This is a genomic window from Pseudomonas kermanshahensis, assembly GCF_014269205.2.
Classification (GTDB): Bacteria; Pseudomonadota; Gammaproteobacteria; order Pseudomonadales; family Pseudomonadaceae; genus Aquipseudomonas; species Aquipseudomonas kermanshahensis.
The window spans coordinates 4,642,938-4,656,082 of sequence record NZ_JABWRY020000001.1 but is presented as its reverse complement, the minus strand read 5'-3'; the positions used below and the strand labels follow the sequence as shown (position 1 = coordinate 4,656,082).

10 protein-coding genes are annotated in these 13,145 nt (G+C 63.2%); 4 read left to right on the top strand and 6 right to left on the bottom strand.

Features of this window, described 5'->3' with window-relative positions; genetic code table 11:
- The first annotated feature begins 5 nt into the window (after positions 1-5).
- From HU764_RS20830 to pcaC, 4 genes are read left to right on the top strand one after another with little or no spacing between them, the layout of a single operon-like run.
- On the top strand, positions 6-1,295 hold the full coding sequence (locus tag HU764_RS20830) for an MFS family transporter (RefSeq protein ID WP_027594089.1): 1,290 nt from the start codon (positions 6-8) through the stop codon (positions 1,293-1,295).
- A 9-nt stretch (positions 1,296-1,304) separates the two neighbouring features.
- A complete protein-coding gene (locus HU764_RS20825) occupies positions 1,305-2,669 on the top strand; it encodes a 3-carboxy-cis,cis-muconate cycloisomerase (protein WP_085273604.1) in 1,365 nt (454 codons plus the stop codon).
- Positions 2,670-2,680: 11 nt separating this feature from the next.
- Positions 2,681-3,472, top strand: coding sequence for a 3-oxoadipate enol-lactonase (gene pcaD / locus HU764_RS20820; RefSeq protein WP_027594091.1), 792 nt, complete (start codon positions 2,681-2,683; stop codon positions 3,470-3,472).
- A gap of 10 nt (positions 3,473-3,482) precedes the next feature.
- A complete protein-coding gene (pcaC, locus tag HU764_RS20815; RefSeq protein WP_027594092.1) occupies positions 3,483-3,875 on the top strand; it encodes a 4-carboxymuconolactone decarboxylase in 393 nt (130 codons plus the stop codon).
- 124 nt (positions 3,876-3,999) lie between these two features.
- On the opposite strand, the gene HU764_RS20810 is transcribed toward pcaC, so the two are convergent.
- The 6 genes from HU764_RS20810 to ttgA all read right to left on the bottom strand — a co-directional run bounded on the left by HU764_RS20810 (position 4,000) and on the right by ttgA (position 13,016).
- On the bottom strand, positions 4,000-4,512 hold the full coding sequence (locus HU764_RS20810; RefSeq protein ID WP_186702522.1) for an Mpo1 family 2-hydroxy fatty acid dioxygenase: 513 nt from the start codon (positions 4,510-4,512) through the stop codon (positions 4,000-4,002).
- Positions 4,513-4,625: 113 nt separating this feature from the next.
- Positions 4,626-5,549: a LysR family transcriptional regulator gene (locus HU764_RS20805; protein WP_099455199.1), complete on the bottom strand. Its 924-nt coding sequence runs from the start codon at positions 5,547-5,549 to the stop codon at positions 4,626-4,628.
- A gap of 182 nt (positions 5,550-5,731) precedes the next feature.
- Positions 5,732-6,985, bottom strand: a complete 1,254-nt coding sequence (locus HU764_RS20800) for an OprD family porin (RefSeq protein ID WP_186702523.1) — start codon at positions 6,983-6,985, stop codon at positions 5,732-5,734.
- Positions 6,986-7,254: 269 nt separating this feature from the next.
- Positions 7,255-8,709, bottom strand: coding sequence for an AdeC/AdeK/OprM family multidrug efflux complex outer membrane factor (locus tag HU764_RS20795; protein ID WP_186677646.1), 1,455 nt, complete (start codon positions 8,707-8,709; stop codon positions 7,255-7,257).
- A complete protein-coding gene (gene ttgB / locus HU764_RS20790; protein WP_186677644.1) occupies positions 8,706-11,858 on the bottom strand; it encodes a multidrug efflux RND transporter permease subunit TtgB in 3,153 nt (1,050 codons plus the stop codon). The genes HU764_RS20795 and ttgB overlap by 4 nt, the downstream gene beginning before the upstream one ends.
- Before the next feature lie 3 nt (positions 11,859-11,861).
- Positions 11,862-13,016, bottom strand: a complete 1,155-nt coding sequence (gene ttgA / locus HU764_RS20785; RefSeq protein WP_099455197.1) for a toluene efflux RND transporter periplasmic adaptor subunit TtgA — start codon at positions 13,014-13,016, stop codon at positions 11,862-11,864.
- Positions 13,017-13,145 lie beyond the last annotated feature (129 nt).

The following is a 13,145-nucleotide window of genomic DNA, read 5'->3' as shown; positions in this document are numbered from 1 at the left end:
ACTTCATGACCTCAACCTATTACACCGGCGAAGAACGCAGCAAGCGTATCTTCGCGATCGTCGGTGCCTCTTCAGGCAACCTGGTGGAATGGTTCGACTTCTACGTCTACGCCTTCTGCGCGATCTACTTCGCCCCGGCCTTCTTCCCCTCCGACGACCCCACTGTGCAGTTGCTCAACACCGCCGGTGTGTTCGCAGCGGGCTTCCTGATGCGCCCCATTGGTGGCTGGATCTTTGGCCGCCTGGCCGACCGCCATGGCCGCAAGAATTCCCTGATGATCTCGGTGCTGATGATGTGCGCCGGGTCCTTGATGATTGCCTGCCTGCCGACCTACGGCAGCATTGGTACCTGGGCGCCGGCGCTGCTATTGCTCGCCCGCTTGATCCAAGGCCTGTCGGTAGGTGGCGAGTACGGCACCACGGCGACCTACATGAGTGAAGTGGCACTGCGCGGCCAGCGCGGTTTCTTCGCCTCGTTCCAATACGTGACCCTGATCGGCGGCCAGTTACTGGCGGTGCTGGTGGTGGTCATCCTGCAGCAGTTGCTGACCGAGGACGAACTGCGTGCCTGGGGCTGGCGTATTCCGTTCGTGGTCGGTGCCGTGGCCGCGCTGATCTCGCTGATGCTGCGTCGCTCGCTGCACGAAACCAGCAACGCCGAAACCCGCAATGACAAAGACGCCGGCTCGATCAGCGGCTTGTTCCGCAATCACGCCGCGGCGTTCATCACCGTGCTGGGGTACACCGCCGGCGGTTCGCTGATCTTCTACACCTTCACCACCTACATGCAGAAGTACCTGGTCAACACGGCCGGGATGAACGCCAAGAGTGCCAGCTATGTGATGACGGGGGCGCTGTTCCTGTTCATGATCTTGCAGCCGTTCTTCGGCATGCTGTCCGACCGTATCGGCCGGCGTAACTCGATGCTGCTGTTCGGCGCCTTGGGCACGCTGTTCACCGTGCCCCTGTTGATGGCGCTGAAGACCGTGACCAGCCCGTTCCTGGCGTTCGTGCTGATCAGCCTGGCCTTGTGTATCGTCAGTTTCTACACCTCGATCAGCGGCCTGGTAAAAGCGGAGATGTTCCCGCCGCAGGTGCGCGCACTGGGTGTGGGCCTTGCGTATGCGGTGGCCAACGCCATGTTCGGCGGGTCGGCTGAATACGTGGCCTTGGGCCTGAAGACCCTGGGCATGGAAAACACCTTCTACTGGTACGTGACGGCCATGATGGCGGTGGCCTTCTTGTTCAGCCTGCGCCTGCCGAAGCAGGCGGCGTACCTGCACCATGACGATTAAGGACCTGCAATGACGTACCGTGCGGACAACCAGCTGTTCGATGCCTACTTCACCGCGCCGGCCATGCGCGAGATTTTCTCAGACCGTGGCCGCCTGCAGGGCATGCTCGATTTCGAAGCCGCCCTGGCCCGCGCCGAAGCGGCCGCCGGGCTGGTGCCGCACAGTGCGGTGGCGGCCATTGAGGCGGCCTGCAAGGCTGAGCGTTACGACGCTGGCGCCCTGGCCGATGCCATTGCCAGTGCTGGCAACTCGGCGATCCCGTTGGTGAAGGCGCTGGGCAAAGTGATCGCCAGCGGCGTGCCCGAGGCCGAGCGCTACGTGCACCTGGGCGCCACCAGCCAGGACGCCATGGATACCGGGCTGGTACTGCAACTGCGCGATGCCCTCGACCTGATCGAGGCAGACCTCGCTCAACTGGCCGATACCCTGGCGCGCCAGGCCTTGCAACATGCCGACACCCCGATGGTGGGGCGTACCTGGCTGCAACACGCCACGCCGGTCACCTTGGGCATGAAGCTGGCCGGTGTGCTGGGCGCGCTGACCCGTCATCGCCAGCGGCTTCAGGAGCTGCGCCCGCGCCTGCTGTGCTTGCAGTTCGGTGGTGCGTCCGGCAGCCTGGCTGCGTTGGGCAGCAAAGCCATGCCGGTGGCCGAGGGCCTGGCCGAGCAGCTCAAGCTGCACTTGCCCGAGCAACCCTGGCACACCCAGCGCGACCGGCTGGTGGAATTTGCCTCGGTGCTGGGCCTGATCGCCGGTAGCCTCGGCAAGTTTGGCCGCGATGTCAGCTTGCTGATGCAGACCGAGGCGGGGGAGGTGTTCGAGCCTTCCGCGCCAGGTAAAGGTGGTTCGTCGACCATGCCGCACAAACGCAACCCAGTGGGTGCCGCCGTGCTGATCGGTGCCGCTACCCGCGTACCGGGCCTGTTGTCGACCTTGTTCGCTGCCATGCCTCAAGAACATGAACGCAGCCTTGGCCTGTGGCATGCCGAGTGGGAAACCCTGCCGGATATCTGCTGCCTGGTTTCTGGCGCCCTGCGCCAGGCCCAGGTGATTGCCGAAGGCATGCAGGTCGATGCCGAACGTATGCGCCGCAACCTCGACCTGACCCAGGGGCTGGTGCTGGCCGAGGCGGTCAGCATTGTCCTGGCTCAGCGCCTGGGCCGTGACCGTGCTCATCATTTGCTCGAGCAGTGCTGCCAGCGCGCCGTCGCCGAACAGCGCCACCTGCGTGCCGTGCTGGGTGACGAGCCGCAGGTCAGTGCCGAGTTGTCGGCAGAAGAACTCGATCGCTTGCTCGACCCTGCCCATTACCTTGGCCAGGCCCGCGTCTGGGTGGCGCGCGCCGTGGCCGAACATCAACGTTTCACTGCCTGAAGGAGACTGCTGTGGCGCATTTGCAACTGGCCGATGGCGTACTGAACTATCAAATCGATGGCCCGGCGGATGCTCCGGTGCTGGTCTTGTCCAACTCCCTCGGCACCGACCTGGGCATGTGGGACACGCAGATCCCCGTGTGGAGCGAGCACTTCCGTGTGCTGCGTTATGACACCCGCGGCCACGGCGATTCGCTGGTGACCGCCGGCCCGTACAGCATCGAGCAACTGGGCCGCGACGTCGTGGCCTTGCTCGACGCCCTGGACATCAACAAGGCGCACTTCGTCGGCCTGTCGATGGGCGGCCTGATCGGCCAGTGGCTGGGCATCAACGCCGGCGAACGCCTGGCCAGCCTGACCCTGTGCAACACCGCCGCCAAGATTGGCAGCGATGAGGTCTGGAACCCGCGTATCGACACCGTGCTCAAGGGCGGCCAACAGGCCATGGTCGAGCTGCGCGACGCGTCCATTGCCCGCTGGTTCACCCCGGCCTTCGCCCAGGCGCAGCCCGAGCAGGCCCAGCGTATCTGCCAGATGCTCGCGCAGACCCAGCCTGAGGGCTATGCGGCCAACTGCGCTGCGGTACGCGACGCCGACTACCGCGAGCAGGTTCAGCGTATCCAAGTGCCGACGCTGATCGTTGCCGGTACTGAAGACGTGGTGACCACGCCGGAACATGGCCGTTTCATGCAGGCGGCTATCAAGGGTGCCGAGTATGTCGATTTCCCGGCAGCGCACCTGTCCAACGTCGAGATTGGCGAGCGCTTCAGCCGCCGTGTACTCGACTTCCTGCTGGCCCACTGAGGACGACGCCATGGATGAGAAACAACGCTACGACGCGGGCATGCAAGTGCGCCGCGCGGTGCTGGGCGATGCCCACGTGGACCGCAGCCTGGAGAAGCTCAACGACTTCAATGGCGAGTTTCAGGAAATGATCACTCGCCATGCCTGGGGTGATATCTGGACCCGCCCCGGCCTGCCGCGCCATACCCGCAGCCTGATCACCATCGCCATGCTGATCGGCATGAACCGCAACGACGAGCTCAAGCTGCACTTGCGCGCCGCTGCCAACAATGGCGTGACCCGTGACGAGATCAAGGAAGTGCTGATGCAGAGCGCGATCTATTGCGGTATTCCGGCAGCCAATGCCACCTTCCACCTGGCGGAGTCGGTGTGGGATGAGCTGGGGGTTGAGTCGCGCGCTTGATCCTTGCGGCCTTTGTAGGAGCGGCCTAGCGTCGCGATCGGGCCGCAAAGCGGCCCCAACAGTATTTGCGGTATCACTGAAACCTGGGGCCGCTACGCGGCCCGATCGCGACGCAAGGCCGCTCCTACATCGACCTCAGTGTTACCGGCCCGGCGTTGGCTTCCACGGCCCGCTTCAGCGCGGGGCACAACCCCAGCATGAATGCAGCTTCGGCCACCACGAACAGCGGCCCGATGATCAGCCCGCTGATGTCGTCGACGAACGCCGGCTTGCGGCCCTCGTAGTAGTGGCCGACGAACTGGATGATCCAGCCCAGCACAAATGCCCCCAGCCCAGCCCCCAGCCACAGCCCGGTGCTTTGCACCGCCAGTACCTGGCCAACCCACAGGCACAGCCCCAGCAGCAGGCCCATGACCAGCCCGAAGCGCAGGTCCAGGCGCAGGTAGAACCACACCGAGGCGGCGGCCGCCAGCAGGGCAGGTGACAGCCAGATGCCTGCAATGTCCCAGCCTGGGCGTGACAGCAGAATGGTCACGGCCAGCACGATCAGTGGAATGCCGATGAAATGGGTGGCGATGTTGCGCGGGTCGCGGTGGTAATTGGCGTACTGGCTCAGGTGCTCTTCGAGGTTTTTCATTATTGTGCCTCCCTGGTTTGCCTGATCGGGTTTTACTGCCTGTGCCGGTCCCTTCGCGGGCACAGGCAACCTATATTGCTCAGGATAGCCTGCAGCCCACCAGCATCATCACTTCAGCGAATGGCAGCACTCCGCAGGGGCGCATCCAGCCCCACCAGCGTCTCGATCATCGCCCGCGCCGCCGGTGACAACCGGTAGCCGCTGCGGCTGACCACGCCGCAGCGCACGCTGAGCACTTCCAGTGCGGGCGGCAGGTTGCGCCAGTGCAGGCGCACCAGGCGGCCGGCCGCCAGGTCTTCGGCAACGGCTTCTTCGCTGGCGGTACCGATTGCATTACTGGCCTGCACGACACTGCGCAGCACCGCCAGGTGTTCGGTCTGCAGGTGTGGGGTGAAGTCGCTGCGCCCGCTCAGGTTGGCCAGACGCTTGCGCACACCGGGCGCGAGCAGGGCGCTGGCCAGCGGGTAGGTGAACAGGTCGTTGGTCGACAGGCTGTCCTTGGCCAGCAACGGGTGGCCGGGGCGGCAGAAGAACAGGCCAGGGCGTGGCGAAAGCGGCTCGGTATGGAAGTTGGGGTCGGCCTCGAACGGGCGGATGTCGTCGACGAAGAATTCGATCTGCTCACGGCGCAGTGCCTGGCCGAGGCGCTCGGCATTGTCCACCAGCAGCGAGGTACGAATACCCGGGTGGCTGTCGATGAAGTGGCGCAAGGCATCGGGGACCAGGCGAACAGCCAGGGCCGGGCCGCTGCCGAAGTGCAACTCGCCAGCGTCGAGCTTGGTCATCTGTAGCACTTCGTTGCTCAACTGCGCGGCACCTTGCACGAGGCGGCGTGCGTGCTGCAGCACCACCAAGCCTTCGGGGGTGGGTGGCAGTGCCTTGCTGGCGCGGTCTACCAGGGCGCAGCCGAATGTCTGCTCCAGGCCCTGGATGGCGCGGCTGAATGCAGGTTGGGTGATGCCCATGGCTTCAGCGGCGCGGACAAAACTGCGGTATTCGTTGAGGGCGATGAAGTAGCGCAGTTGACGGAGGTCCATGTCGCGGCTCTGGGGCGGGGATCAGGGCTCGATTTAAGCTGTTACAGCTTATGTCGTCAATGAAGGTTTGTTTAGGTTGTTATGCGATAAAGTTATTTATGCATCAAGTCATCCGGCCTCTTCGCGGGTAAACCCGCTCCCACCCTGTAGGAGCGGGTTTACCCGCGAAGAGGCCTGTGAAATTACAGAAGGTTCAGCGGGTAGCTCACGATCAAGCGGTTCTCATCGAACGCGTTGGTGCTGAAGTCCCGGCGCATGGTCGAGTTGCGCCACTTCAACGAAAGGTCCTTGAAGCTGCCCGACTGCACCACATAAGCCAGCTCTGTTTCTCGCGCCCACTCCTTGCCGTCGTCAACGCCACCTGCAGTCACGTTGTCACCCTTGATATAGCGGTTCATCAGGGTAAGCCCCGGTACCCCGACAGTGGCGAAGTTGAAGTCATGGCGCACCTGCCACGAGCGTTCCTTGGCGTTGTCGAAGCTTGAGTTGTAGCTGTCGTTGGCCAAGGTGCCGCCGCTGGTGCCGTTGACGCGCATCCAGGCGTCATCGCCGCTGACCTTCTGCAGGCCGACGAAGAAGGTATGGCCCTGGTAGCGAGCCGAGAGCAGCGCCGAGGCGGTGCGGTTGTCCAGGTCGCCGGCGCGCTCGGCACCGTCTTCCTTGCCGGTGAAGTAACCGAGGTTGGCGCCCAGGGTCCAGTCGCCCAGTGGCTGGCTGTGGACCAGGTTGAGGTACTGCTGGCGGTAGATGTCCTTGAGCTGGGCATCCCACAGGGCAATCGTTGTGCGCTTGTCGTTGAAGGTGTATTCACCGCCGCCGAAGTTGAAGCGGTCGGACGTGAAAGCACCGCGGCCATTGAGCGACATGTCTTCCATGCTGGCGTCGTTACGCGGGCTGTTGGCGCGGAACTGGCCGGCGTACAGGGTCAGGCCGTCGATCTCCTTGGAGGTCAGCTGGCCGCCGCGGAAGGTTTGTGGCAGCGAGCGACCATCGTCGGAGCGCAGGATCGGCAGCACCGGCATCCATTCGCCGACCTTCAATTCGGTCTGCGAGAGCTTGGCTTTCAAGGCCACGCCCAGGCGGCCGAAATCATCGGCGGGGCGGCCATCGTCGTGCACCGGCAGCAGGTGGGTGTTGGTGGTGCCTTTACCGCCATCGAGCTTGACCGAGTACAGGCCCAGTACGTCCATGCCGAAACCGACGGTGCCCTGGGTAAAACCGGAGCGGGCGTCGAGGATGAAGCTTTGGGTCCATTCTTCGGCCTTGGCCTGCGGGTGTGCCGGGTCGACGAAATTGCGGTTGATGTAGAAGTTGCGCAGGTTGAGGGTGGCCTTGCCGTCTTCGATGAAGCCACCGTCGGCGGCGAACACGGGGAGGGTGCAGGACATGGCCAACAGGCCTGGCAGCAGCTGGCGTGCGGGGTACGAAATGCTCATCTGTCGTGGATCTCTTGTTTTTATTGGCGAACCGTTGCATTGCAGGATGCGGCCTGCAAGCACGGGTCTTTTGATGAACGTGGGCAACGTTGCGTGAGCGGATGGTGCGGGGTAGGGAAGGGGCGAGGCAATTCGTCGCAGACGGTATGGGGCGATTATCGAACGGAATGTTCCAGTTGGTTAATTGTTTTCATGTGCCGGCCTCTTCGCGGGCAACCGAAAACAAAAAGCCCACCGCGAAGGTGGGCTTGATGCTGCTAGCGGATCATTCAGCTTTTCGGTGTTTGAACCGAAGCTTGCTGATTGGCCTGACCGGTCTTCTCGTACCAGCCACCGCCGAGCGCCTTGTACAGGTTGACCTCGCTGGTCAGCTGCGACAGGCGATCACCGATCAGTGCCTGCTGGGCGCTGAATAGGTTGCGTTGGGCGTCGAGGAAGGTCAGGTTGCTGTCGATACCGATACGGTAGCGACGCTCCGCCAGGCGGTAGTAATCCTGGTTGGCCTGCACCAGGTCACGTTGTGCCTGCAACTGCTCTTCGAAGGTCTTGCGCGCCGCCAGGCCATCGGAGACTTCCTGGAAGGCGGTCTGGATGGTCTTTTCGTACTTGGCGACATTGATGTCCTTCTGGATCTTCGAGTAGTCCAGGCTCGCCTTCAGGCTACCGGCGTTGAAGATCGGCAGGTTGATCTGCGGCTGGAACAGCCAGGTGCCCGACCCCCCCTTGAACAGGCCGCCCATGTCCGGGCTCAGGGTACCGGCATTGGCGGTCAGGCTGATGCTCGGGAAGAACGCTGCGCGGGCCGCGCCGATGTTGGCGTTGGCGGCCTTGAGCAGGTGCTCGGCTTCCTGGATGTCCGGGCGACGCTGGAGGATGTCCGACGGCAGGCCAGCCGGTACTTCGGCCAACTGGTCGGCATTGAGCTCCAGTGGCGCAGGCAGGTCGGCCGGTACGCCGGTACCCAGCAGCACGGTCAGGCTGTTGAGGTCCTGTGCCACCAGGCGCTGGTACTGCGAGTACTTGACCCGCGCGCCTTCCACGGCGGTGCGTGCCTGGCTGAGGTCGAGGGCGGAGGCCACCCCGACTTCATTGCTGCGACGGGTCAGGTTGTAGCTTTCCTGGTAGGTCTTCAGCGTTTCTTCGGTCAGTTTGAACAGCGCCTGATCCGCCTGCCAGGTGTAGTAGGCGTTGGCCACGCTGGCCACCAGGGCGATCTGCGTGGAGCGCCGCGCCTGCTCGCTGGACAGGTAGGTTTCCAGGGCCTGCTCGCTCAGGCTGCGCACCCGGCCGAACAGGTCGAGTTCATAGGCGCTGACGCCGAGGGTGGCCGAGTACTGGCTGGTGATATCGGCTTGGCCGGTCTGCGACATATTCGCCGGTACCCGCTGGCGGCTGCCGCTGCCGGTGGCCGAAACGGCCGGGAACAGGTCGGCCCGCTGGATGCGGTACTGCGCACGGTAGGCGTCGATGTTCAACGCCGCGACACGCAGGTCGCGGTTGTTGACCAGCGAGGTCTGGATCAGCTGCTGCAGGGCCGGGTCGTGGAAGAACTGGCGCCAGCCCTGTTCGGCGGCGGCAACGTCTGCCGCTTCGGTCGGCGAGTACGCAGGGCCTTGCGGCCACTGCGCTGCCACCGGCGCTTCCGGGGTCTGGTAATCAGGGATCAGCGAGCAGCCGCCAAGAATCAAAGCGGTTACCGCCAGGGACAACAAAGACTTGGTCATTGCCCAGCCTCATAACGTGGAGTTTCAGGGGTGGCGTCTTTTTCCGGCTGTTTGCTGCCGAACAGCGACGACACTGCGACGAAGAATAGCGGTACCCAGAAGATTGCCAACACGGTGGCGCTGATCATGCCGCCGATCACGCCGGTGCCGATGGCGTGCTGGCTGCCGGCGCCAGCGCCGCTGGCGATGGTCAACGGTACCACGCCAAGGATGAACGCCAGCGAGGTCATGATGATCGGGCGCAGACGCATGCGGCACGCCTCGATCGCGGCGTCGTACAGGCTGCGGCCCTGCTCGTGCAGTTCTTTGGCGAACTCGACGATCAGGATCGCGTTCTTCGCCGCCAAGCCGATGGTGGTCAACAGGCCGACCAGGAAGTACACGTCGTTGGACAACCCGCGCAGGCTAGTGGCGATCAGTGCACCGATGATCCCCAGCGGTACGACCAGCACGACGGCGATCGGGATCGACCAGCTTTCGTACAGGGCTGCCAGGCACAGGAACACGAACAGGACCGAGAGGGCGAACAGTGCCGGCATCTGCGAGCCGGAGAGTTTTTCCTCGTAGGACATGCCGGTCCAGGAGAAGCCGATACCGCTTGGCAGTTCGCCAGCGATACGCTCAACCTCGGCCATGGCCTCACCGGTACTGTAGCCAGGCGCTGGCGCACCGAGGATTTCCATCGCCTCGACGCCGTTGTAGCGGGACAGCTTCGGCGAACCGTAGGTCCATTCACCTTTGGCGAAGGAGGAGAACGGCACCATCTCGCCTTTGCCGTTGCGCACATACCACTTCTGCAGGTCTTCTGGGCTCATCCGGGCGTTCGGTTCGCCTTGGATGTACACCTTCTTGACCCGGCCACGGTCGATGAAGTCGTTGACGTAGCTGGCACCCAGGGCAATCGACAGGGTGTTGTTGATGTCGGCAATGGTCACGCCCAAGGCGCTGGCACGTTCGTCATCGATGGTCAGCTGGTACTGCGGCTCATCGTTCAGGCCGTTCGGGCGCACGGCGCTGAGCACCTTGCTCTGCGCGGCTTTTGCCAGGAACTGGTTGCGTGCTTCCATGAGTTTGGCATGGCCGACACCGCCGCGGTCTTGGAGGAACACGTCGAAGCCGGTGGCGTTACCCAGTTCGAGTACGGCAGGCGGGGCGAAGGCGAATACCATCGCATCGCGGAAGGTGAAGAAGTGCTGCTGGGCACGCTGGGCCAGGGCGAACACGCTGTTCTCCTTGGAGCGCTCATCCCACGGCTTGAGCATGATGAAGGCCATGCCCGAGCTTTGACCGCGGCCGGCGAAGTTGAAGCCGTTGACGGTGAACACCGACGACACGGTATCGGCTTCGTCCTTGAGCAGGTACTCACGCATCTGGTCGACCACCGCCTGGGTGCGTTCAGCACTGGAGCCTGCCGGGGTCTGCACCTGGGCAAACAGCACGCCCTGGTCTTCTTCAGGCAGGAACGCCGTCGGGATGCGGGCGAACAGCCAGATCATGCCGACCACGATCAGCGCGTAGGCCAGCAGGAATGGCACCTTGTTGCGCAGGATGGTACCGACGCTGCGCTCGTAGCCGTTTACGCTGCGGTCGAAGTTACGGTTGAACCAGCCGAAGAAACCACCCTTGGCCACATGGTGCTCGCCCTTTTTCAGCGGCTTGAGCATGGTGGCGCACAGTGCAGGGGTGAAGATCAGCGCCACCAGCACCGAGAGGCCCATGGCCGAGACGATGGTGATGGAGAACTGCCGATAGATCACACCGGTGGAGCCGCCGAAGAAGGCCATTGGCAGCAGTACCGCCGACAGCACCAGGGCGATACCCACCAGGGCTCCCTGGATCTGCTCCATGGAGCGCTTGGTCGCTTCCTTGGGTGGCAACCCCTCTTCGGACATTACCCGCTCGACGTTTTCCACCACGACGATGGCGTCGTCCACCAGCAAGCCGATGGCCAGGACCATGGCGAACATGGTCAGGGTGTTGATGCTGAAGCCCGCAGCGGCAAGGATGCCGAAAGTACCCAGCAATACCACCGGTACGGTCATGGTGGTGATGATGGTGGCGCGGAAGTTCTGCAGGAACAGGTACATCACCAGGAACACCAGGACCACGGCTTCGATCAGGGTGTGGATTACCCCGCTGATCGATTCGGTGACCACCGGCGTGGTGTCATACGGGAACACGGCCTTCACGCCAGGCGGGAAGAACGGCTCGAGGTCGCTGATGGTCTGGCGCAGGGCCTTGGCGGTGTCCAGGGCGTTGGCACCGGTGGCCAGCTTGACCGCCAGGCCCGACGCCGGCTTGCCGTTGAACTGGGCGCTGACGGCGTAGTTCTCGCCACCCAGGCCTACTTCGGCGACATCGCCCAGGCGTACTTGGGAACCGTCGCTGTTAACCTTGAGCAGAATCTTCTCGAACTGCTCGGCGGTTTGCAGGCGGGTCTTGCCGATGATGGTGGCGTTGAGCTGGGTACCCGGCAAGGCCGGCAGGCCGCCAAGTTGGCCGGAGGACACCTGCACGTTCTGCGCGGCGACTGCGGTCTTGACGTCGACTGGGGTCAGCTGGAACTTGTTCAGCTTGGCCGGATCGAGCCAGATACGCATGGCGTACTGCGCACCGAACACCTGGAAGTCACCCACGCCGGCAGTCCGCGAAATCGGGTCCTGCATGTTCGAGACGATGTAGTTGGCCAAGTCGTCCTTGGTCATGCTGCCATCTTCGGACACCAGGCCGATCACCAGCAGGAAGTTTTTAACCGCCTTGGTGACGCGGATACCTTGTTGCTGCACTTCTTGCGGCAACAGCGGCGTAGCCAGGTTCAGCTTGTTCTGAACCTGTACCTGCGCGGTGTCGGCGTTGGTGCCTTGCTCGAAGGTAGCGGTGATGGTCATGCTGCCGTCGGAGTTACTTTCCGAAGACACATAACGCAGGTTGTCGATACCGTTGAGCTGCTGCTCGATGACCTGTACCACGGTGTCCTGCACCGTCTGCGCCGAGGCGCCCGGGTAGGTCACGGCGATGGCGATGGCCGGTGGCGCGATGCTCGGGTACTGGTTGATCGGCAACTTCAGGATCGACAGTGCCCCGACCAGCATGATCACCAAGGCGATCACCCAGGCGAAGATCGGGCGATCGATAAAGAACTTCGACATGGTTTACTCCGCTTTGGCGTCTGCTTTCGCCGCGTTGGCCTGATCAGGGCTGGCCGGCTTGTTGACGTTGGTGGCTTCGCTGACCTTAACCTCGACGCCTGGGCGCACGTATTGCAGGCCTTCGGTGATCAGGCGGTCGCCTGGGTTCAAGCCTTCCTCGATCAGCCAGTCGCTGCCCAGGGTGCGGCTGGCCTTGAGCTGACGCAGTTCGACCTTGTTTTCCTGGTTGACCACCAGTGCGGTCGGCGCGCCCTTGAGGTCGCGGGTCACGCCCTGCTGTGGGGCCAGGATGGCGTTGGCGTTGACCCCGGCGCGCAGGCGGGCATGGACGAACATGCCAGGCAGCAGGGTGTGGTCGGGGTTCGGGAAGATCGCGCGCAGGGTCACCGAGCCGGTGGTCTCGTCGACCGCGACTTCGGAGAATTCCAGGCGACCCTGCTGCTTGAACAGGCTGCCGTCTTCGAGCACCAGTTGCACTGAGGCGGCGTTGTCGCCGGCCTTTTGCAGCTGGCCGCTTTCCAGGTCACGGCGCAGCTTGAGCAGCTCGGCGGTGGACTGGGTGACGTCAACGTAGATCGGGTCGAGTTGCTGGATGGTCGCCATGGCGTTGGTCTGGCCATTGCTCACCAGTGCGCCCTCGGTGAACGTGGAACGGCCGATGCGGCCGCTGATCGGTGCCAGGACCTTGGTGTAGCGCAGGTCGATCTGGGCGCTTTTCAGTGCTGCCTCGGCCTGCAATCGTTTGGCATTGGCGTCGTCGTATTCCTGTTTGGAGACGGCTTGTTCATCGATCAGCTGCTTGTACCGCTCGGCCAGCGAGCGGGTCGCCTGCAGGTTGGCCTGGGCATTGGCCAGGTTGGCTTCATAGACGGCAGGGTCGATCTGGTAGAGCTGCTGGCCTTCCTTGACGTCGCTGCCTTCTTTGAAGAGGCGCTTGAGGATGATGCCATTGACCTGTGGGCGCACTTCGGCGACGCGATAGGACGTGGTACGCCCCGGCAATTCCGAGGTCAGGGTGAAGGCTTGTGGTTGGAGGGTCACGACGCCGACCTGAGGAGCCTGCGCGGCAGGCGCTGCTTCTTCTTTCTTGCAGCCACTGAGCAGTGTTGCCAGGGCGACGGCGGAAACCAGAGCGGTAACGGCTGGCTTGAATTGCATGAGGATCCTCGGGGCGCTGGAGCAGGAGACGCTCAAGAGTAATGGAAGAGTCTTGTCAGAAAAATGCTATCGGGTGGATAAATAGCTTGCTAAGGAATATACTTACATTCATGGTTGTTTGTAAATACC

Bases quoted from the DNA above. Each gene is read 5' to 3' on its own strand.
- HU764_RS20795 (WP_186677646.1), bottom strand. From the start codon at position 8,709: ATGACCAAGTCTTTGTTGTCCCTGGCGGTAACCGCTTTGATTCTTGGC.
- pcaC (WP_027594092.1), top strand. From the start codon at position 3,483: ATGGATGAGAAACAACGCTACGACGCGGGCATGCAAGTGCGCCGCGCG.
- HU764_RS20800 (WP_186702523.1), bottom strand. From the start codon at position 6,985: ATGAGCATTTCGTACCCCGCACGCCAGCTGCTGCCAGGCCTGTTGGCC.
- HU764_RS20830 (WP_027594089.1), top strand. From the start codon at position 6: ATGACCTCAACCTATTACACCGGCGAAGAACGCAGCAAGCGTATCTTC.
- HU764_RS20810 (WP_186702522.1), bottom strand. From the start codon at position 4,512: ATGAAAAACCTCGAAGAGCACCTGAGCCAGTACGCCAATTACCACCGC.
- HU764_RS20805 (WP_099455199.1), bottom strand. From the start codon at position 5,549: ATGGACCTCCGTCAACTGCGCTACTTCATCGCCCTCAACGAATACCGC.
- HU764_RS20825 (WP_085273604.1), top strand. From the start codon at position 1,305: ATGACGTACCGTGCGGACAACCAGCTGTTCGATGCCTACTTCACCGCG.
- ttgA (WP_099455197.1), bottom strand. From the start codon at position 13,016: ATGCAATTCAAGCCAGCCGTTACCGCTCTGGTTTCCGCCGTCGCCCTG.
- ttgB (WP_186677644.1), bottom strand. From the start codon at position 11,858: ATGTCGAAGTTCTTTATCGATCGCCCGATCTTCGCCTGGGTGATCGCC.